The 20,803-nt window shown below is 64.0% G+C and carries 21 protein-coding genes; 19 read left to right on the top strand and 2 right to left on the bottom strand.

Annotated features, from left to right (window positions below):
* Window positions 1-311: 311 nt before the first annotated feature.
* The 17 genes from M0639_RS35000 (at window position 312) to M0639_RS30685 (ending at window position 18,904) form a co-directional block, all read left to right on the top strand.
* Window positions 312-1,499: a hypothetical protein gene (locus tag M0639_RS35000; RefSeq protein ID WP_064074498.1), complete on the top strand. Its 1,188-nt coding sequence runs from the start codon at window positions 312-314 to the stop codon at window positions 1,497-1,499.
* A 211-nt stretch (window positions 1,500-1,710) separates the two neighbouring features.
* Window positions 1,711-2,208: a DUF8176 domain-containing protein gene (locus M0639_RS30760; protein ID WP_050655183.1), complete on the top strand. Its 498-nt coding sequence runs from the start codon at window positions 1,711-1,713 to the stop codon at window positions 2,206-2,208.
* Window positions 2,208-4,295: a cutinase family protein gene (locus tag M0639_RS30755; RefSeq protein WP_082893191.1), complete on the top strand. Its 2,088-nt coding sequence runs from the start codon at window positions 2,208-2,210 to the stop codon at window positions 4,293-4,295. Before M0639_RS30760 ends, M0639_RS30755 begins: the two co-directional genes overlap by 1 nt.
* A 147-nt stretch (window positions 4,296-4,442) precedes the next feature.
* Window positions 4,443-6,098, top strand: a complete 1,656-nt coding sequence (locus M0639_RS30750) for a peptidoglycan DD-metalloendopeptidase family protein (RefSeq protein WP_064074518.1) — start codon at window positions 4,443-4,445, stop codon at window positions 6,096-6,098.
* Between the two features lie 81 nt (window positions 6,099-6,179).
* On the top strand, window positions 6,180-6,827 hold the full coding sequence (locus tag M0639_RS30745; RefSeq protein WP_050655181.1) for a hypothetical protein: 648 nt from the start codon (window positions 6,180-6,182) through the stop codon (window positions 6,825-6,827).
* Window positions 6,824-7,438 (top strand): hypothetical protein, encoded by a 615-nt coding sequence (locus tag M0639_RS30740; RefSeq protein ID WP_064074499.1) that lies wholly within the window; start codon window positions 6,824-6,826, stop codon window positions 7,436-7,438. Before M0639_RS30745 ends, M0639_RS30740 begins: the two co-directional genes overlap by 4 nt.
* A 50-nt stretch (window positions 7,439-7,488) precedes the next feature.
* Entirely contained in the window at window positions 7,489-8,892 is a 1,404-nt protein-coding gene (locus M0639_RS30735) for a MinD/ParA family ATP-binding protein (protein ID WP_156525039.1), read from the top strand.
* Window positions 8,893-8,936: 44 nt separating this feature from the next.
* Entirely contained in the window at window positions 8,937-9,356 is a 420-nt protein-coding gene (locus tag M0639_RS30730; protein WP_082893192.1) for a hypothetical protein, read from the top strand.
* A gap of 49 nt (window positions 9,357-9,405) precedes the next feature.
* Window positions 9,406-10,137, top strand: coding sequence for a DUF8175 domain-containg protein (locus M0639_RS30725; protein ID WP_064074501.1), 732 nt, complete (start codon window positions 9,406-9,408; stop codon window positions 10,135-10,137).
* A 15-nt stretch (window positions 10,138-10,152) separates the two neighbouring features.
* Window positions 10,153-12,453 carry a hypothetical protein gene (locus M0639_RS30720; protein ID WP_064074502.1) on the top strand — a complete coding sequence of 767 codons (2,301 nt, stop codon included), beginning with the start codon at window positions 10,153-10,155 and terminating at the stop codon, window positions 12,451-12,453.
* A complete protein-coding gene (locus M0639_RS30715; protein WP_064074503.1) occupies window positions 12,453-14,039 on the top strand; it encodes a hypothetical protein in 1,587 nt (528 codons plus the stop codon). The genes M0639_RS30720 and M0639_RS30715 overlap by 1 nt, the downstream gene beginning before the upstream one ends.
* Window positions 14,040-14,046: 7 nt before the next feature.
* Window positions 14,047-15,549, top strand: coding sequence for a hypothetical protein (locus M0639_RS30710; RefSeq protein ID WP_064074504.1), 1,503 nt, complete (start codon window positions 14,047-14,049; stop codon window positions 15,547-15,549).
* Window positions 15,546-15,800, top strand: coding sequence for a hypothetical protein (locus M0639_RS30705; RefSeq protein ID WP_064074505.1), 255 nt, complete (start codon window positions 15,546-15,548; stop codon window positions 15,798-15,800). Before M0639_RS30710 ends, M0639_RS30705 begins: the two co-directional genes overlap by 4 nt.
* On the top strand, window positions 15,797-17,560 hold the full coding sequence (locus tag M0639_RS30700; protein WP_156525040.1) for a type IV secretory system conjugative DNA transfer family protein: 1,764 nt from the start codon (window positions 15,797-15,799) through the stop codon (window positions 17,558-17,560). Before M0639_RS30705 ends, M0639_RS30700 begins: the two co-directional genes overlap by 4 nt.
* Entirely contained in the window at window positions 17,557-17,826 is a 270-nt protein-coding gene (locus tag M0639_RS30695) for a hypothetical protein (RefSeq protein WP_064074506.1), read from the top strand. The genes M0639_RS30700 and M0639_RS30695 overlap by 4 nt, the downstream gene beginning before the upstream one ends.
* Window positions 17,826-18,452 carry a hypothetical protein gene (locus tag M0639_RS30690; protein WP_064074507.1) on the top strand — a complete coding sequence of 209 codons (627 nt, stop codon included), beginning with the start codon at window positions 17,826-17,828 and terminating at the stop codon, window positions 18,450-18,452. The genes M0639_RS30695 and M0639_RS30690 overlap by 1 nt, the downstream gene beginning before the upstream one ends.
* Window positions 18,453-18,670: 218 nt before the next feature.
* Window positions 18,671-18,904 carry a hypothetical protein gene (locus M0639_RS30685; protein ID WP_064074508.1) on the top strand — a complete coding sequence of 78 codons (234 nt, stop codon included), beginning with the start codon at window positions 18,671-18,673 and terminating at the stop codon, window positions 18,902-18,904.
* A 73-nt stretch (window positions 18,905-18,977) separates the two neighbouring features.
* Here the strand turns inward: M0639_RS30685 and M0639_RS30680 are convergent, their stop codons facing one another.
* Both M0639_RS30680 and M0639_RS30675 read right to left on the bottom strand, forming a co-directional pair.
* Window positions 18,978-19,298 (bottom strand): type II toxin-antitoxin system PemK/MazF family toxin, encoded by a 321-nt coding sequence (locus tag M0639_RS30680; protein WP_064074509.1) that lies wholly within the window; start codon window positions 19,296-19,298, stop codon window positions 18,978-18,980.
* Window positions 19,295-19,606, bottom strand: coding sequence for a hypothetical protein (locus M0639_RS30675; RefSeq protein ID WP_064074510.1), 312 nt, complete (start codon window positions 19,604-19,606; stop codon window positions 19,295-19,297). The genes M0639_RS30680 and M0639_RS30675 overlap by 4 nt, the downstream gene beginning before the upstream one ends.
* 90 nt (window positions 19,607-19,696) lie before the next feature.
* Between M0639_RS30675 and M0639_RS30670 the strand changes: the two genes are divergently transcribed.
* Window positions 19,697-19,879: a hypothetical protein gene (locus M0639_RS30670; RefSeq protein ID WP_054801734.1), complete on the top strand. Its 183-nt coding sequence runs from the start codon at window positions 19,697-19,699 to the stop codon at window positions 19,877-19,879.
* 101 nt (window positions 19,880-19,980) lie between these two features.
* Complete coding sequence (locus M0639_RS30665; RefSeq protein ID WP_064074511.1) at window positions 19,981-20,775, top strand: DUF5710 domain-containing protein; 795 nt, start codon at window positions 19,981-19,983, stop codon at window positions 20,773-20,775.
* The last annotated feature ends 28 nt before the right edge of the window (window positions 20,776-20,803 follow it).

The following is a 20,803-nucleotide window of genomic DNA, read 5'->3' as shown; positions in this document are numbered from 1 at the left end:
CCGGACACATCCAACGAATCGGGGGAGCTGTGAGAACGAAAGAGTGGGGTGAACTCCAAGTTCGAGGCCGAGCGGGTTCGCTGTGTGCCGGCAGGAGCCTGGGCCACACATGCATTTCGGTGCGTATTCCCGGCGCCCGAGTCTGCCCCGTTGGCCATTCACTTGTTCCTCACCATCGGTCCTCGCTGCCCTCGGCGCAGGACCCCTCCCCGCTTTCTGATGCCAACGCATCGGAAACAGTGGCCGCTTAAGCGCCACCTCAGTCCGCATCAATTCCCCGTATTTACAACCCAATTGGAAGGTTCCACACAATGAAGCACCACAAGTCTCGGCCAACCGGCCGCCACCGCGCACCGTCCGCGCCTGTCATCGCCGCCGGCACCCTCACAGCTCTGGTGGTGGCCACTTTCGCGACGGCGGGCATAGCGGTGGCAGCTCCGCAGCCCGGGGTGACAGGGCCTGCACCGGGGCAGCCCGGAGTGACTGCCCCGTCACCGTCACCTGCACCTGCACCTGCACCTGCACCCTCGACCGAGCCTGTACCCGAGCCTGTCTACTGGGTGCCGCCGCCCGCCGAATACCAGAACATTCCGCAGCAGCCTTTGCCGAACTGGGACTACGATGCCGGCACCTACGACGCACCGGCCGACTACAGCGTCGCCCCAGTGGACTACAGCAACATTCACTTGCCCGGACCCGTCGAGATCGTCGCACCGATCATCGCACCGAAAGCCAAGGGCCGCATCGGGGACTTCGTCTTCGAGCAGAAGACCTGGATGAGCGATCAGGATCTCGCCCGCACCAACAACACCTCCGGCGTCATCGAAAGTCAGGTGGCGACGTTCTACAAGTCGATCGGCATCCCGGTCGATCGCGCAAGTCGCATCGCCGCAGCCCAGCTCGGCGGCGGCGCAGCAGGAACCCTTGCCGGAATCGTCGCCGTGGGCAGTCCCGCCAGTCTTGTGGGGTGTGGAATCGGCGGAACTGTCGGCGGTACAAGCGCTCTCGGACTTTTCAGCCCGATCGTGACCCCCATCGGAGCCGTGCCCGCGGGGGTCGTGGGAACGGTGACCGGATGTGGAGTCGGGGCTCTCGCGCTCGGCGCTCCTCTGGGAGCCCTCGGCGGTTTGGGTGGCGGAATCGCGGGCGTTGCAGCCGCAACCGCTTACGGCGCAGGCGAATTGGGAGAACCCGTCGACGTCAGCGACCAGATCCCCGACATCGATCAGCCCGCCGTGACCACCCAGACGCAGAACACCCTTACCGACTGGGAGAACTCCGGCCCCGTCGGACAGGCAGTGGCCACCACCGTCCGCGACACCGTCGTCGCCGCACCGGCGATCGACCAGCAGGCCCGAGACTTCGTCGCGGCCCAGCCCGGAGGCGAGCAGATCATCGAACAGGTCGACACCGCCCTCACGGACTTCTTCACCAACGCCAGCCCTGGCCTGGCATCGCAGCTGATCAGCGATGCAATCGGAGCAGGCACACAGGCATAGCCGGATTGGCCGGGACGGGCACGCCCGTCCCGGCCATCTGACATGGATTGCCTGGTCGAAGAAGGAGTTTGTAACGATGTTTGGTTCGAAGGGATCTGCCACCAAACCGGCGGTACGTAGCGCGACTGGCGGAACTGGTACCCGCCCAGCCCGCCTCCCAAGTCGCCCTCGTATGCCGCATGCTCGGACACCTCGCCGTCAGGTCGCGGCCGTGACGGCACTGGCGATCGCGGTGCTGGTGCTGTTGGTCGGTGTCGTCGTTGGCGCTGCGTCGGTCATCGGCCGGGTCACCGACGACGAGCCGTCGAACATCAGCGAGATCGTCAATTCTGCTGCAACACCGTCGACTACACCGTCTCCAGAACCTGCCGGATGTCCCGTATCTGCCGGTGATCAGAACAGCGGCGAGGGTGTGATCGCAGCGTTCGAGCACGCGTATTACACGCTGCGCTCTGCCGATGCAGCGATCGCGCTACTCACCCCCGGCGCAGCTCCCTTCGCAGCAGATATGCAATCGGCGATCAATGCGACGCCGGAAGGAACGACCTATTGCATGACGGTGACCGGCGTTTCGGCCGGGACGTACGCGATGGAGCTGACCGAGTCCCGCCCCTCAGGTAAAGGCGCTTCGCTCTTTCAGCGCATCACCACCGCCGAGATCGACGGTCGGCATTTCATCACGTCCATCACTGATGCAGAGGGAAACTGATGAACATCTCTTCCACCGCCCGCTTCGCGTCGGCGTTCGCCATCATTTCGACACTGGTCGCGGGCCTCGCGGCCGCACCGCTCCTCGCCAACGCCGCACCGTCCACTGCGGCGGGCTGCACCAGGTATATCGGTGTCTTCGCTCCCGGAACGACCGAGACCCGCGCCGACGCCGATCCGTCGAAGCCTGCCGGAATGTTGGGTCAGGTGGGGGAGAAGCTCGAAACGATGTACGGGCCTAACACCTTCCGTGCCATCTATCCGTCGTACCCGGCCGAAGCGTTTTTGCAGTCCGGCATGACCTACTCGGCATCGAAGACCGCCGGTGATCAGGCGATGGCGACCGCGATGGAGCAGTGCCCGAACTCGAAGTTCGTCATCGGCGGCTATTCACAGGGCGCGCAGGTCGCCAACGACGTCGCCGTCAACATCGGGGCAGGCAGCGGCCCCGTTCCCGCTGCTTCGGTTCTCGCTGCGGTCATGCTCGCCAATCCGAAGCTCGGTACCGCTGGTTCGCAGGTCGTCGGCCCCAAGCTCGACGGGCAGGGCATCGCCGGTCCGGCAGCGGAAGGCTACGGCGCCTTGTCGGGTCGGGTCTTCGACATCTGCCACCCGGAAGACAAGTACTGCAACACCAACACCGGCAAGGATTCGTTCCTGGCGTCGTTGGGACGAGTGCTTGCCAACCCACCCGGAACAGTCGCACCGACCACCGCGACTGCTGTCTCGGCAACAACGACTCCGTCTGTCACTGGTCAGACCGCACTCACCCCGACCGACACCGCCTCGAAGCCGGCATCGACTCCGGCGGCCGCCGAACCCGCGAATACCTCGGCAGGCACCGGAACCGCGAACGCGTCGGAGTTCTTGGGCGCGGTGACCTCGAACTACGGCTACGCGGATCTCGCGGCTGCTCCGGGGGCTGCGTCCGCGTTGGCGACCTCGGTGGACAAGCTGCAAAGCGCGGGCGCTCCCACCTCGACGTCGGCGGCGGTCGATGTCGCCGCAGTTCGTCAGCAAGCGCAACTGCTGGCCGGAACCTTCAAGCCGGTCCAACAGACACAGGCGTGGATGGCGGCGAACCCGGCCGCTCGCGACGGGTTGCGCAACGCTCCGGCTGATTCTCCTGAGGCCGCCACGAACTCGGTCTTGGGCGCGCTCGACAAGGTCGACGTTCCGCAGGTTCTGGGTGCCGCTGACCAGGTGGTGACGTTGGCGAACAGCATCCTCTCGGGTGGTGGCACCGGTACCGGCGGCACCTACGCGGGCCTGACCGGTCCCGCACAGAGCTTGTCGAACGGTGTGGCACCGCTGGCGGATACACCGACCGATCAACTCACCACCGCCACCTCGATCCTCTCCGCGATCCAACCGGTGACGATCATCAACCAGATCCTCGGCGTCGTCTCGGGTGTGACCTCGGTGGACTACAACGCCGTCGCGTCCAACCTGCAAATACTTCCCGGCCATCTGTTGGCCGGCAACGTCAAAGAAGCGCACCGGGTCGCGGGGGAGCTGAACAACCAACTCTCACCTTTGGTGAAGATGGCCGCCGGGGTCGATCTGAAATCGGTGTCACGGATCTTGGCACTGATCCCCGATCCGTCCGGCACAGCCGCCTCGGCGGCGCTGGTGGCGAACCTGCTGGGCAACGTCGACATCATCCGCCTCGCCCGCGACGTCGGGCAGCTCCAGGAAGTCGCGTGGCAAGTCGCCGAAACCGGGAACGTCCTGGCCCTCGGTCAGCTCCTCCCGATCGGTGTGGACCTGGCGAACGTCGCGCTCGGCGTCCTGACACCGGGGCAGAAGATGACCGCCGATCAGCTCCACGAACCGGCCGATTCGATGACCACGTTGATGGGTGCGCAGGCGCAGAACTCCGACTTCGTCGGTCTCGGTAACTCGGTCCTGGCGACGGTGACCTCCCAGGATGCGCAAGCACTGACCTCTGTCGTCGACGCCGGATTCACCGCCGCGAGTTTCCTCGGTTCCCGCGTTCACGAGTCCTACGGGCAGTGGTTGATCGACGGAAAGCGAACCGCTCTGGACGCGATGGTCGACATCTACCGACAAGCGATTGGCGGCTAGCGCCTGACGGCGGGTGAGCCGAAAACGCTCTTGGGCGAGAGCTTTTGACGTTCACCTGCCACTCATACTCACGGCCCTCTCGGCCTCGATAGGTCCCCACACGTTGCCCAGGCGGGCGCGGCACGACACAACGACAAGGACATGACGATGGGTGATTCACCCAGCTCGACGAAGACCGGCCTCAAGGCCACTGGCGGCGTCATCGTCGCATTGGTCCTGATGCTCGGTTTCGTCATGTTCGGTACCGACAACAACCCCAAACCTTCCAACGATTGCCTGCCCACAACCGCAACTACCGGATCCGTGGCACCAGCTCCGGGAACCAAGACGCAGCCGCTCAAGGCCGGTACCTACCAACTGACGTCGGGGTTCGGTCCTCGCGGTGGTTCCATGCACCGCGGTACCGACTTCGCTGGCCCGCTCGGTACTCCGATCTATGCCGCTACCTCCGGTGTCGTCGCGGCAGCCGGCCCGGCGAGGGGGTTCGGGAGCTGGGTCATCATCGACACCGACGTCAATGGGCAGCGGATTTCCACCGTCTACGGGCACATGGCGGCCTCGACGATCAAGGTCAAGACCGGTGATCAGGTCACCGCTGGTCAGGAAATCGCAGCCGTTGGGAATGAAGGCGAATCCTCCGGTCCGCACCTGCATTTCGAGGTCTGGGAGGGTGGCCGACTTCCCGACGGCGCCGGAACGCCGACCGATCCCGCACCGTGGCTCGCCGGTGCTGCCGAGCCGTCTGGACCTGCACCCTCGCCCTCGCCCGCACCTGCACCGGGCACCGGGGTTCCGTCTCCCGCGATCGTGAACGCTGCTGCGATCACTCCGCTTCCGGCGGGCGCCGGGTGCGGTGGACCGAGCCTGGGCGGCGGGGGACTCAAGCCGGGCAGCGTGCCTGCGGAGTTCGAACCGTGGATCCTCAAAGCCGCCGGTACCTGCCCCGAGATCACCGCTCCGCTGCTGGCAGGGCAGTTCAAGCAGGAAAGCGGCTTCAACGTCAACGCGCACAACAACGACTCCGGCGCGGACGGCCCGGCACAGTTCCTTCCCTCAACTGCTGCACAGGAAGGCGTGGACGGGGACGGGGACGGAAAGCTCGACATGCGCTCACCGGCCGACGCTGCGATGTCGATGGCGTCCTACGACTGCAAGATGCTCGAGCTGACGAAAAAGGCGATGGCTGACGGCCGCCTGCAAGGTGAGCTGATCCCGCTGACATTGTCCATGTACAACTGCGGCCCCGGAAACACCTTGTCACAGGGCCAGGTCTGCCAGAACGAGGAAACACGCGGCTACGTCACCAACATTCAGAAGTTCGCGATCGAGGAATTCACCGACACGTCCGCACCGGCGGGGCCGATTCCAGGCGGCCCCTCGACGGGTTCGGTCGTCGTCGATGCCGCTCTGCGGTGGCTCGGCACCCCGTATGCCTGGGGCGGCGGCGACGAGAACGGACCGACGCGCGGCGTCCGTGACGGGGGAGTGGCAGACAGTTTCGGCGACTTCAACAAGGTCGGGTTCGACTGCTCAGGATTGGTGAAATACGCAGTCGCGCAAGCGACAGGCGGCCGAACGGTTCTCCCTCACCAGGACCAGATGCAGATAGGCGACTCTCGCGGAACCTCGATCACCAACCCTGCCGACCTGCGACCCGGCGACATCATCCAACCCCACAGCGGCCACATCTTCATCTGGATGGGCGGCGGCAAGGTCGTCGAAGCTCCGCAATCGGGCGATGTCGTCAAAATCTCCGACTGGACCCCGCCGTCCTCGGGATTGGCAGCGAAACGCTTTGCCTGACAGAACAACCCAGACCAGAACATCGCAACCCGATGACCACCCCGGAATGAAGTTTCACCCGAAGAAAGGTAGATCCCAGAAATGACGGTATCCGCAGCCACCGAATGGGAACAGGCCGCAGACGCAGTACGTACCGCCGCTGACGAGTTGCGCACCAGCGACTCCTCAGAGATCCGCGCGTGGGCGAAGAAGAACAAACTGCTCTCGCGCAGCATGTGGCCGAAGGTCAAGCGCGAGTTGGTCAAACAACTCGATCTCGACTACGACGTACTCCGCGACGCGGAAGCGACCAAACGCAAGAAGGAGATCGCCGAAGCCGCCGCCACCGCACCGTTGGTGGAACTGTTCGCCGCAGGTGACGAGCGGGGTAGCTTCGCTGTACTCGGACCGGTCGACGACGCGGCCTGGTACGGGACGTTCCACAAGAACGACACGGTCTTCAAGGAAGGCAACCAGCGCTCGGCAGACGACTCGGCAGCCGGTAAGGCGGTATTCCTCGCCGGCAAAGCACGGGAGGACGCGAACGTTCCCGCGGTGCGGTTGCTCCTGCACATCTCCAATCCGGAGATCGACGGGAACTCCCTCGCCGGTATGGCAGCCAAGCACGGTGTTGCACTCGACCTCGACATCACCGACAACAACCGGGCCGTGGACTGGTGCGAAGAGCCTGGTTACCAGGCGTGGCAGGCGATTCGGTTGTCGGATCTGTTCATCGAGGACGAGTCGTGAAACGCCACCTCGCCGCGCTCGCCGCTGCATCTGCCGTCGCTATTGCCCTGGCCGGGTGCTCCTCGGGCACGGAAGGCACCGCAACCGGCCCGTCCACCACGACGACGGGTGCACGGGCGCAGCAATGGTCCCCGAACGAAACCTCGGCGGCCGAGTCCACGCGGCCTGCGGCCACCGTTCCGGAACACGCGCCCGAACAGGTCGCCATCGTGGACCGCAGCGATCCGGCTGCCGTTGCCGACGCCGTGGTCACCACCTGGTTCACCTGGAACACCGCTGACGATCGCGGACCCAACGACGCGGCCGCCCGCACCGGCGACCTGCTCACCGAACGCTTCCTCGGCGACGTCACCGGAACCACCCCGACCGGAAGCCCCGGCGGTCAGTGGCTCGAATGGGCCGCGAAGGACGCGCAGGTCTGGCCGACGGTCAGCTCTGTACCGAACCAGGGCGCCGTGGACACCGCGACTGCGGTGCACCGGATGTATCAGGTCGAACAGACCGCGATTGCGTCCGATGGCTCCATCGTCGGCGTCGACACCGTCATCGTCGCCGTTCTGGTCGTCAGTCGCGGCGGTCTGTGGGCCGTCGACGACCTCAAAAAGCTATGACCAGCGAGAAGAACGTCCCCGGAACCACCCCCTCCCCGAAAGGAACTCCCGTGAGCGCTCCTGACCCCTACGACGAGCACCAGGACACGTACACCACCGAAAAGGCCGTTGACCTGCGCGGCCAGCGTCTACGCCGGCAGTCTCGGCCCGAAGCCGAGACCGCCCCGATCGAGACTCCTGAACCAGCCCCTCAGATCGAGTCAGCCACCGAATCCGGCGATACCGAGTTGGTCGACGAGTCGGCAGGATACGACGACCCGTATGCGGTCGGGCAGGACGCACTGGCAGAGAACGACGAACCCGAATTCGACTACCGGTTCGAGCGGGAGACCAGCGAAGTCGACGACAGCCCCGCAACATGGGGCTGGCGCGGACGTGTCAACGCGGCGGTCGGCATGAAGATGGCGCCGAAGCCTGACTCGGCGGAGGTGCGGTTCCGCCAATCCGTCACCCGAGTTCAGCAGCCGCTACCCGGTTGCATGGTCGTCTCGGTGATCAGCCTCAAAGGTGATGCCGGAAAGACTTCGACGACCCTGACCCTGGCCAACACCTTCGGTTCGCACCGCCACGGCGTTGTCGCGTGGGATGCCAACCAGTCCACCGGGACCCTCGGAGACCGCGCGGCGAATCCCACCGATCCCGACGTCGGCCCCTGGGATGTTCTCGAGAACGCCCGCGATCTCACCTCGGCGGGAGCCGTGTCAGGTGCGCTCGGCAGGTTCCTGCGACTTCAACCCACGCACGACGAAGTCCTCGGAGCCGACACTTCGACCTCACGCGATCATGGCATCGGCTGGGACGAGTGCGCGGCGATCATGGCTGTACTCCGCCGTCATCGGGACCTGATCTTCATCGACACCGGCAACGAACCCGTGGCCGCGAATTGGCAATGGGCCGTGCAGCACTCGAACCTGTTGGTCGTTCCCCTGCCACTGCGCCTCGACATGACCAAGATGGCGTTGCGGATGTTCAAGGGGATCATCGCCCGCGGCTTCGGCCATCTGGTGTCCTCCGCGATCGTGCTGACTGTCGTGACACCCGGCTCCGATCCCACCCTCGAACCTGAACTCGTCGAGGGACTGGCTCGACTGGGCCTTCCGGAAGAGAACGTCATCCGGGTTCCCTACGAGCCGTCGTTCGCGACTGGAGAGCGCATCGTCTACGACCGGCTCCTTCCGTCCACGATCGAGGCTTACACCAATGTCGCCGCCGAAATCGCGGATGCTCTCGCTGCCAGCGTGTACGGCCGCGCTGCCGAGTACGCCGACCCGTACACCCCCGAGCAGATCCAACGTCCTCCGGAAGTTATTCGACGTACAGCCCGACCCGAACCGGTCGCGCAGTACGAAGACCGATACGCGGAGTACGAGCCGGAACCCCGGCCGAACCCCCGCCCCCTCCGTCCTCGCCCGGTAACTCCACCCCACCCGCGAAATCGCGGGCGCCTGGATTGAAAAACACTGCACCACAGCCGAACACCACATCGAAAGGGAACACGATGAACGAACAGAACATACCGGTGAGCCCGTCCACCCGCGGCGGCCGGCTGCGTCGAGCGGCAGCCATCACCTCCGGCACCATCGCCCTGGCAATCATGACCGCCGCGCCTGCCGCAGCTCAGGACGCGCCGAAGTCGAAGAACCCATTCGAAGGGGTCACCCCTACCCTCGAGTTCCTCGGACCTGCGTTCCAGAACGTCTGGGTCCGCGTGCTCGGCACCATCTGGGCACTCGCAATGGGCGGTGTCGGCGTGAAACTGATCTTCGCGCTGTACAAGATGCGAGCAGCGAAGAACGGCGGCTACGCCTCGGAGATGACCGACAACGCAGCTGAGGTCAAGACCGCAGCCACCGCATTCGGCGGCCTGACACTTCTGACCGTCATCATCGGCGCCATCATGTTCGTCACTCAAGGCTGAGACGAATTCCGTTCCAGATCAGAATTTTTCACGAGAAAGAAGAGAACTCATGGTCAAAGATTTTTCTCAGGTAGGTACGGGCAACCGTCCGGTCGCGGCGACTGGATCCACAGGTGGCGGATCCGGGTTCTTCTCTGACCGCAAGCGCGTTATCGCCACTGGTGTCGTCGCAGTGGTATTCCTCGCGTTGGTGATCGCGCTCCTCACCTCCGGTGGTAGTGATGACGACAAGGGGAGCGGAGCCGATGCAATTCGTGCAGCCCACGGTCCGACGACGACCATCGACGGTGTCCCGGCCGGATACACCCGCGATCAGGCGGGAGCGCAGACCGCGGCGGTGAACTTCATTCAGGCGAATGGTCAGACGTACCAGGGCCGGATCGACGCTGCGAAGCTGCGGGAAGTCGCTGTCTCGTCGAACGCCACGGACGCCTTGAATGCCGTTGTCGACATCTCCAGTGGCCGAACTGATCTGGGGAAGACCGTCAACAACGTGCCGCTGATCGTCACCGTCACGGACTTCACCCAGGACTCGGCCACGGTGTCGGTGTGGGGCATGGGCGTCGGTCAAAGTCCGGTCAGTGAGGGCAGCGACAAGGTCGGCATCCTCACCGTCTACTCGACGAGCACCGTCACGGTGAAGTGGGAGAACGGCGACTGGAAAGCCCAGGACTGGAAGTTCGTCAGCGGCCCGTCCGCAGATGATGCTCAGTTCCCGGCGGCTGACTCGGCGCTTTCGAAGCCCGGTGCGAACGGCTTCTACACGTTCTACGTCAACTAGAAGGGGGCCTGACTGATGTGGCGCAAAATCATTCTGACCGCGGTCGTGGCATTGTTCGCGATGCTCGGACTGGCGTTGCCGGCGGCAGCGGAACCAGTTGCTGTCCCCAACACCGACCCGGCTCCTGGCGTGCAGAATGCCACTCAGTCGGGCAAGGAACTCCCCAAAGGATTTCCCGATGATCTGAAGAAGTTCGTCGCCGGCACAGAGGAATTCAAATCCGCCTCGTGGTTCACCGGCGTCTGCAAGGACACAGGCGGCGATATGGGCCAGTACTCGACGCAGGTCATGCACAACGAGAACCGGTTGATGTACTGGACGGCAAAAGAATCCGAGCGGATAGCCATGTGGGCACCGCAGGTGATGATGTCGAAGAATCCGGCTCTGATCGACGCTCTGGTCGCCGCCGGCGGTGCCGGTACTCAGATGTCCGGAGTCGACATGGGTGTGGAGGCGAACCAGAAGGCCGCCTTGAGCATCACGGACGAGTCGATCCTCAAGGGTGTCTATCCGAACACGTATCCCCTCGATGAGGCTGCGGACATGTACCCACCGTCTCCGACGTGTGCGCAGGATCTGGCCCGGTGGACGACGAAGACGACGAGCACCTGGGGTTTCGAGTGGAGCCCGACGCCGGACGCGGCCTCGCTCGCGGCGATGAAGAAGCAGCCGAACGCCGACATGGTCCCCGACGCTGCCTGGACTGCTCCGTGCGCCGGCAACGGTGTTCCCGGCGTCCTGTGCATGCATGCGATGTTCGTCAACTGCGAGCGCGCAACACCTGGGGAAGACATGTTCGCGTGTGCGGAATGGAACACCAGGGTCGGGAAAATGTTCGGCGGCACCATGAACTGGATCGATCAGAACACCAGCTTCAGTGACCGCCTCGGAGAGACCCTCGGAGGGATGATGAGGGCGACACCTGCCTATATGGGCGGCAAGATCTTCGTCGACAGTTTCACCTTCGCGTGGGATACCGTTGCCGGCCCGCTCGGTGATCTGGTCGCGTTCGTCAAAGACCCGTCGGACGTGATCGATTCCTGGGCGAACAAGTTCAAGAGTTCGGCGATGTCGATGACCGATTCGGTCCTGCCCGGTTTGGCAGGAATCGGCGAATTCGATCCGTTGGAGCCGCAGTTCTTGACGGTGTACGCGATGTCGACGGGGTTGGGGCTCCTGGTGTTGGCTATCGCCACGATCTTCGCGCTCTACAAGTCAGCCGACGGAAGCCGCCCGGGCGAAGAACTCGCCAAGGACTTCTTCGGATACTTGCCCGCCGGGATCATGCTGATGCTCTTCGCTCCCTCTATCGCCCAATTCGTTATCAGTCTCGCCCACGAGATCTCGGTCGCGTTGGTAGGCGCGATCGGCACCACCACCGACGAGGTGATCAACAACGTATCGACCTCCCTGGGCGCTCTCAACGACGAAACCCTGGTCGGTGGAGCCGTGGCCGGCATCATCGGATTCGGGTTGATGGTTATCGGTGTGCTCTCGGTCTTCTTCGGCTTCTTGATGCATGCGGCCGCGCTTCCCGTTCTCGCAGTGGTCAGCGGTATCGCATTCGGCATGTGGGTGCACCCCACCTGGCGAAAGAAGGCGCTTCGGCCGGTGATGATGTTTCTCGGTGTCGTGCTGTCCAAGCCCATGTTGTTCGTTCTGCTGGCCGCGGTGTTCGTTGTCATCAACGTCTCGGCGAAAGGATCGGTCGCCGACGACGGCAAATTGGAATCACTGGGCCAACTCGCCCTGATCGCCGTGTGCTTCGTGATGATCGGTCTGGCACCGTTCGCGTTGCTCAAGTGGTCACCGATCCTGCCGACCGCTGCGGATTCCGCCGACTTCGGTAGCTCGGGCTCAGCCTCGGGCGAGATGATCGGCTCGTCGGCGAGCATGTACCAGCAGCAAGCCGGAGGCGGCTCGGGCGGCGGCGGCGACGGGGGAGCTGCGTCCCGCAATGCCGATGTCGCCACCTCTCCCGGACGCGGCACCGGACCGTCCGATCACCTCGGCGGTCACAATTCCTCCCCGGACGCATCGTCGGCATCGTCCGATCACGCGTCCAGTCGATCGGGCCACGGAGGGCAAACCTCGTCCGGTTCCGTCGGGATCGGTGGCAAAGACTCCGGCAAGGGCGGAGCCAAAGCGGGAAGCGCCGAATCGAAATTGATGAGCGCGGCGAAGACAACCGCCGGCGCAGCGGCAGGTGCAGCGACAGTGGCGGCGCCCTTCGCGGTGGCTGCTGCCGGTGCAGCGATGAACAAGGCCGGGGCCTCGGCCCAGAACGCTCCCGAACACGCGGACGGAGAACACTGATGAGTGAACAACGCACGTCGATCCTGGGGCGTCAGATCGCCCGCAAAGGAAACCTGCCTTTCGCCGAACCGGTCTTGATCGCGTGGAGCGCGACACTCATCCTGGCGCTGGTCCTGATCTTCGTTATCGGGCAGAACATCTGGGTTCTCGGGTTCGACTTGGCGCTGATCTTGGCCGTCATCGGTGCGACGTTCGAATTCGGGCAGCGTGAGTCCTATGCGGCAAGCAAAGCCAAGCAGATTCGAAACCGTCAGCGTCGTAAGCGCGGTGAGCACGTGTACGTCAGCGCCAGGGACGAAAACTTCGGCGATCCCGACCACGATCCGGGGTGGGAGTTCCCTGTCCCGCTCTACCAGACGAAGCCGGTGGATCTGGCCGGTACCGGGCTCGACGACATGTTCATCCTCGAGCACACCACACCGGGCGACAACAACTACTACTCCGTGATCGTGGCGATGCAAGGTTTGGCCGAAGGTCTACGCGGTGATGCGGAGTGGGCGGTGACCTCAGCTGCGTTCGGTCGTATCCTTGCCGGTTTCGCGAAGCGGTCCTCGTTCGTTCGGGGTGTGGCGCTGCTGCACCGCAGTGTCCCGGCCGATATGGCGCCGCACGAGAACTGGATGATGCGCATGATCTCGGCCGCCGGTGAATCCGTGCGGCGCATAGACGAAGCGATCCGTTCCTACGGTCAGCTCCTCGACCGCAACGCCCCGTATGTCGAGGAACACCGCTCGTACTGCGTACTGATCATTCCGAAGTCGCCGACGTTCCTCGCCGAAGCTGCGCGCATCGCGCGCCGCAAGGATGCCGCCCTGGTCGGCGGTATCGCTCAGGTCATTCGCGACGAAACGGAGAAGGCGCAGCATTCCCTCGAACGCGCCGGTATGGGCCGGGTGGAGGTCTACGGCGAACAGCGAGCCTGCGCGGTGATCCGCGCATTCCAAGACCCCACCTTCCCCCTCGACGCGCACAAGGGTGTGCGGTGGAACAACTGCTGGCCCTCCTACATCGGCCGCGACGAGTCGGTCGAGGTTGCGGGAGCGTGGCACACACGGGCCGGGGTGATTCCCCCGCGTGCGATCGAACCGCGTGAACTCGGCCCGTTGTGGCTTGGTCCGTTCCTGACCGGAGTCGAGCCCGACGTCGGAGACGACGAGATCGCCGCCGCCCCGACCATCCGCACGGTGATGGTGCGCATGGATTTCGTGGAAGCCTCCCAATCCCGCGAAGCCGCGAAGAAGGACGTCACCCGCGACGAGGCCAAGCGCATCGAGGAGAGCCGCAAGGGAAAGACCACCGACGGCGCCTCCGACGTGGCGATCACCGAATCAGCTCGCCGCCGACAGGATCTTCTGCCTGGTAGCGGCCACCACGGCCTGATCTATTCGATGGCCGTCTCGGTCACCGGCCGAAACGAAGACGACGCACTACGCGCCGGGACACGCGTGGAGCAGGCCGCCGACAACTGCGGCATCGGAGAAATCGTGTGGCAGGACAACCGCCACGACGTGGCCGCGTTCTTGACGTTGCCGCTCGGCCGCGGACTGGCGGCCACCAAATGGACTCGAATCAAGACAAGGGGCTGAACCGGCGATGACGAAGACAGAACAGACCACGGCGCACCGTCGCGGCCACAAGAAGTCCAACCGATGGACCCTCGCACCCAGCCTCGGGAAGAAGAACGTCCAGGTCGAGAGCGCGGAGGAATCCGCAGTCGCCCAGGCGGTCCACTCCTCCGACCGGATCACCACCCGCCGGCCTGCCCCCAAACGCAACCGCTGGTTGGACCGGTGGGGCTGGTACGAGGTGCGAGCGGAAGGTGCGTGGACCACCACCCGGCAAGGTGAAGCGCTGAACCTGGCCACGATGCGCCGCTCGGTGCGTCACGAAGGACTCATGACCGGGCTGAACAAGATCAACCAGTCGATGGTGATCACCGATCCGTTCGCGCTCTACGGCTCGGAAATCGAGAACATCAACGTCGCTATCGTCGGTGACATCGGCAAAGCGAAGTCTTCGCTGATCAAAACCGCGTTCTGCATCCGTCAACTCGCCCTGGCGAACAACCGGCAGTGCGTCGTCATCGACAAAAAGCGTCAGGGCAACAAGGGCGGCGAGTATTCCGGTATCGCGCAGGCGATGGGCGCCCGGTCGATCCGATTCCTCGCCGGCGGTGACGGTGTCCGGATCAATCTGCTCGACCCGGCTATCGCGAGCGGAACCCAACGTACGGACGGCGTTTCCCCGGCCGGCCAGGAAGCACTGGTCGGTGCCGTCATCGAAGACACGATGGGTCGTTCCCTCGTCGAGACGGAAAAAGCAGCTGTGCGCCAAGCACTCAAATCCGTCAACGAACGAGCCGATGCGGAGAACCGCGAACCGACCTTGCGCGAACTCGCCGCTGAACTGCTCGAAGCGAGCCCCGGCAGCGGCAACATCTTCGGCTCACTGCACGCCGAGGACTCGCGCCGCTGGGGCCTCAATCCTGGTCTCGCACTGCAAGAACTGTGCGAAGGAGACCTCAAGGGCCTCGTCGACGGCGCTACCTCCCCGGAGGTCCGCGAGGCACTCGATCATTCGTTCGTGCACTTCGACGTCTCGGCCCTCCCGAACAAGGGACCGGCGTTGCGAGTGATCATGACCGTGATCAACACCTGGCTCGCGAACGTTCTCGCAACCCGCTCCGCCAAGCACATGCAAACGCTGCTGCTGATCGAGGAAGGCTGGCACGTCGCCGACGGCTCGACCGGAAAGGTGTTCCGGGAGAACATGAAACTCTCTCGCGGCCTCGGACTTTCGACCGTTTCGGCGTTCCACCACATCTCGGACCTCCCCGTCGACTCTCCCGCGCGGGCGCTGATGAAAGAAGCCGGAATCGTCTTCTTGTACGGGCAGGACCGTGTCGAGGATGCGGAGGAAACAGCTCGCATGTACCACCTGCCGGCCGGGTCGACGGAAATCATCATGTCCCTGGCGAAAGGACATTGCCTGGTCAAGTACGGCAGCGCCGATCCGATTCTCATGCAGCACGTCCGTTCCGATCTGGAAATCGAACTCACCAACACCGACGAAGTGATCAAGGGAGAGGCAGCATGATCCCGACAGACGCTCCGGATCGCCTGGCGACGCTTCCTATGCCGCCGCTCGTCGCCTTCACCATTCTGGTCGTCGGGTCGGTAGCGGCCTGCGCGCTCATGATGTGGGTTCTGATAATGCGGCGCAGGTCCAGCGGCCGTAGGACGACCCTGTCACCGCGTGGCCGGCCATCCGGCATGGCATCCACCCGCACCACACTCTCGCGGCCCGAGCTTGTGATGCCCGACCCGATCGAAGGAGACAAGTCGTGAGTACAACTCAGCGTCCTACGCAACCGATGGTGCCGCCTGGCGTGCTTCCCCTTGTGAGTCTCGTTGCTTCGGCCGTCGTCAGCGTCGTTGCCGGCGGATACATCTCGGGTGTCGTGTCCGGTCATGGCGGCGCTCTCCCCACCGGTGTGTACGGAGTTCTCGACGTGTTCGAAGGGCTGTTCCGGAATCCGGGCGACCCCGCACTCGCGTGGCCGGAAGGTTCTCGGCCGGGCGGACCGGTACTGACGTGGGTTTCCATCGCGATCGTTGCAGCGTTGTGCCTGTGGATGGGGCTGTTCGTTTCCGGGCAGCAGATGAAACGCGCCGCCGCTCGGCGGGTGCGAGAGTCCGGATTCGCTGACCGCACCGAACTCGCCCGAACCGGTATCAGCGAAAAGGCGGCCGTCCGGAAGGCGAAAGCGACCCGCCTCTCACTCAAAGACGTCCCGGTGCGCCGCATCGATGCCGCTGTCGAGACCACCCGAGTCGCGGAGCTGTACGACCACAAAGGGGAGGGCGTATTCCTCCAGTACCGCGACGGGCTTACCTGCACCGGACCGACTGGTGCGGGTAAGACGTGGCGTGTCTGCTGGAAAGGTGTCACCGACGCCGTCGGCCCGGTCGTCGCTACCTCGACCCGCGGCGATCTGTTGCGCTCCACGTGGGCGCAGCGCCGGGAAGTCGGGCACGTCGAGGTCTTCGACCCGGAGGGGCTGACCGCGATCCCCAATCCGATGCGGTGGTCGATCCTCGACGGGTGCGAGGATCCGGAAGTCGCCAAGCGGCGTGCAGAAGCACTGGTCCAGGCCATGCCGATGGACGACACCAGCAATTCCGGCTATTGGAACGGCAAGGCCGCGATGCTCATGCGCGGCTACCTCTACTCCGCGGCCGTCAAGAACAAGAACATGATCGACCTGCGGATCTGGGCGTCCTCGCGCAACGTCCAACTGGTCCGCGATGTTCTCGAGCAGGACCTTCCGGACTGGCACGCCGAACTCGAGCAAGCCTTGGACTCACAGTCCGATTCCTCCGATGACGTGGTCAGCGCGTGCGCGCGGTTGCTCGAACCGTTGGCGTCCCCGAAGTTGATGAGCGCGATCAACGTCCCCCGTAGCGAGTCCGCGGATCTGCATGCGCTGATGACCGAGGGCAAGAACACTGTGTATCTGGTCTCGGAAGGACACAGCGCTTCGGCGGCCGCGTTCACCACTGTGCTCTCGGCCGAGCTCTATCACATCGCGAAGACACACGGGCTGGGCAACGAGGACGACAAGATTGATCCGCCGTTGCGGATGGTCCTCGACGAAATGAACAATGTCGCGGCGATTCCGCATATGCCGGATCTGATTACGGACTCGGGCGGCCGCGGAATCCAGATCTGGGCGTTCGTGCACAGCGCCTTGCAGAACGAGAAGCGTTGGGGCCGCATCGACGGGCAACGGTTGTCGAGCGATTCCCCGGCACGGATCTACTTGCCAGGCCTAGGTGACGAAGGCGAATTGTCGGCGCTCTCACGGTTGATGGGTAGCCGCGACGAATACATCAGCCTGGACCCGCGTTCGGCACCGCGCAGCGTTCCGATGATGGCACTCAACGAAATTCGTGAAATGCCGGAAGATCAAGCGTTGATGATCTACCGCAACGCCAGGCCGATGAAGGTGCGGCTGCCGTCGGTGTGGGATGTTCCGGATCTCTCGAAGCGGGTGCGGGCGAATCAGTCGGCGTTCGACGCGTTCTGCGCGAAGGCCGAACTATGAGCTCCGAATCTGCGGCCTCGCCGTGGGAGTGCGCGGACCACTGGGCGCCCGGGGATTCTGCGTTGTGGATTGGCGTCGGCGCCAGCGGGGTGTACGAGCGGCCGATCATCGTCGTCTCCCCGGCCGGCGCCCTCGTTCGGGATCCGGAAGTAACGTACAACGACGGTATCTTCACTCTGTCCGACGGATTACGGGATGTGCGGCACCGTGATTCGTGCGAACCGTGCGCAGCTTCGGTGCGCATGCTCCATCAAGGAGGTGTGTGATGAGTATTCCGGTATACCAACCTGGCCCCGCTGATTGGCGCCACCTGGATCGCGAGGCTGCTGCGGAGCTGTGGCTCGAGCTCGGGCAGTGGGTCGAGTGGCTGCGCCGGCGGTACAACGTCGGTGGGCAGCAGATCCGATCGTGTTGGTACAAACATGATCCGATGGTCGAAGAGCTGACGGCGGCGATGTGGGCGCACCGTGAGGTGTACCAGCAGCTGAAGAAGAACCCGTATCACGGCGGTATGGCAGCCTGGCACAACCATGTGCTGTGGCCAATGATCTCTCGGCTGCCCAAGATGGGCTTCAACGAGGAATGCCGTGGCGGAGAGTGCGGCTACCAGCCGAACGACCCCAAGATCGGAACGGATTTCGCGGAATTCGTCGCCGCCGACACCGACCCTCGACCCGAAGCCGCGGACGCACCGCTGATCGATCAGGTCCTCGGGTTGGTCGATAGCGCAGCCGGGAAGGTGACTGCGCTGACGATGGATCAGGTTCTCGAGATGATCGACGGCGGCCGCGCGACCGCCGAAGATCCTTCTGACGATTTCACGGCCGTCGAGATCGACGGCGACCGGTGGGAATTCGACGACGACACCGAAACATATCGACCCGTCGAATAGCCCTCACAAGCCGAAGCCTCAACAGCCCCAGGCCCTTCGGGCGGTCTCGCCCACCGTTCGAGATACGGGACCGGGGTAGTTGATGCTTCTCGTGTCCGCCACGGCTGCGGCGATCGTGGGTTGTCCCGCCTGGGACCTGCGCGCCGTGCTGTGGCGGACACACCCCTTTTTTCATAGGATGCTTTGCAACACAACTCGATTCGGATTGGTGGACTGCCATGCAGGAGCACGACCCCCTCGGACGGATGGATTTCCCTTTGATCCGGTCACTCGCACGGATGAGTGGAATGTTCATCCGGTCCGGATTGATTTTTCTCGCCCTGTTCGTCGCAGCATCGCTGATTTCTCAGGAGACACCAGGCCAGTGGGCGGTCGGCGCGTTCGTCGTGCTCTGGCTGGGTTTCGGCCTCACGCTCCGGTGGCTCTCGGTATCGCGATTTACCGACCTGTGACAGTTCCCGCCGCTTGCCATGACTGTGGCCCTCGACCTTTCCGGTCGAGGGCCACAGTCGTACAGCGAGTTCGTCAGGGCAGCCCGAGTGCGATCGCGAGTGCTTTGTTCAGTTTGACCACTGTTGCGGGGGAGAGCGCTCCCGCCGGCCTGCTCGCGGCGAGCTCGTCGTCGAAGAGCTGGATGAGGTCGTCCGCCAGGATCGAACCGACAAGTGGATCTGCGGCTCCGAGAGGGACGGCCGTCGGAACGCCGGGCTTCGGTGTGGTGGTCACGCGTGCGGCGAGGACCGTGTTCAGGTTGCGGTTACGGACGTTGTTGGAGACCACCACCCACGGCTTCTCGCCGTGTCCCATGTCGAACCAGTAGATCTGCCCGCGGAGCGCGGCCGTCATTCGCCGTAGGCCCGGTCGACGCGCTCGGCGTAGCTTCGCCGCCGCGCTCGTTGTTCCGTTAGGCCTTCTTCTTGATCCTTGGCGAGTTCGGCATAGCCGGCTTCGAGAGCCTTCTCGCGGAGTGCTTCTGCACCCACACGGAGAAGGGCGCGCGCGATCCCGGACTCGGAGTTGTCGCGGATGGTGATGTGCTGCTGCTGCGCCCATTCCCGCAGGATTCCTGCTTCGAGGCGGTCAGGGTCGGCGAACACGGCGATTTCCGCTTGATCGTCGCTGTCGAGTGTTACAGGTAGCCGTTTCACATCCATGTTTCACAGTGTGACTCACTTTGTGTGTCACGGCAATGAGTTTTCCGACACGCCGTCGATCCTGTCGGCGGGGTTGGCGATACTCGTCGAATGAAACTGTTTGCCCGGAAGCGGGATGAATCAGAATTCGTGGAGTACGGCTTCGGTCTCGTGAATGAAGTCGGCATCGATCGCGTCAACACTGAGGACTCGACGCTGGTCGATCTTTACTACTGGAGCGAGGGAGTCCGCGAACCGCTCCGGGAAGTCCGCTACTTCAAGGTCACGGACTGAGTTCGGCGTTTCGCACTCACGTGCACGCCTCGTCGAGCGCGACAGGCACTGTGCGATCGGTAGGGTCTAGCTCGTCGAGCAGGCTGAGGGGAGCAGCGACGATGGGTCGAATATGGCTGGATGTTCCGTACGTAGAGAAGGATCTGGCGAAGGCCGGGGGCGCGAAGTGGGATCCGTCAGCCAAGCGATGGTATGCGCCCCGAGTTGAGATGGCAGGTCTGTCGCGATGGGTCGCGATCCCTGACATTCCGGAGGTCCTGCCGGGTGAAGACCGGTCTCTCGGTCATGGTCTGTTCGTCGACCTCGTCCCTGATACGTGTTGGTTCACCAATGTCCGGTACTGCGTCGAACCGAAGGATTGGGAAAGACTGCGCCGAATGGTCACGCGGCGCGCCGGGATGCAGTGCGAGATCTGCGGTTTCCCGGAAGACAGAGCGTCGCAGCGGTGGCTCGAAGTGCACGAGAGATGGCAGTACGACTGGCCGACCAAAGTGCAACGTCTGGGCCGGCTCATCTGTCTCTGTACGCCCTGTCACCAGGTGACGCATTTCGGATTCGCGCAGATCAAAGGCAATGAAGAGCAAGCTTTGCAGCATCTGATTGCGGTCACCGGAATGACCCGTCCGCAGGCGCGGCGCCATGTTGCTGCCGCATTCGATGAGTGGCGAGCCCGCTCCGTTGGGGAATGGACTCTCGATCTGAGCATCCTCACCGACGTCGGGGTTCAGGTGCGTCGACCTCCTGGCGCGGCTGATCGCCGGATCATCGCAAGCGGCCGGCCCACCTCGACACAAGTCCAGCAACCACAACCGGTGGTTCCCCCGCTCAGTCCTGCCCCTGCGATCGCTGCACCTAGATGGCGCGATCGGATCGCGGGATGGTGGCGATCACGCTGAGATCGCCCGCCCCCTCTGTCGTCTGACG

The sequence above is a fragment of the Rhodococcus qingshengii JCM 15477 genome, from assembly GCF_023221595.1.
In the GTDB taxonomy this organism is placed as follows: Bacteria; Actinomycetota; Actinomycetes; order Mycobacteriales; family Mycobacteriaceae; genus Rhodococcus_F; species Rhodococcus_F qingshengii.
Note: the sequence above shows the minus strand (reverse complement) of the source record. Positions and strands in the feature narration are given on the sequence as shown.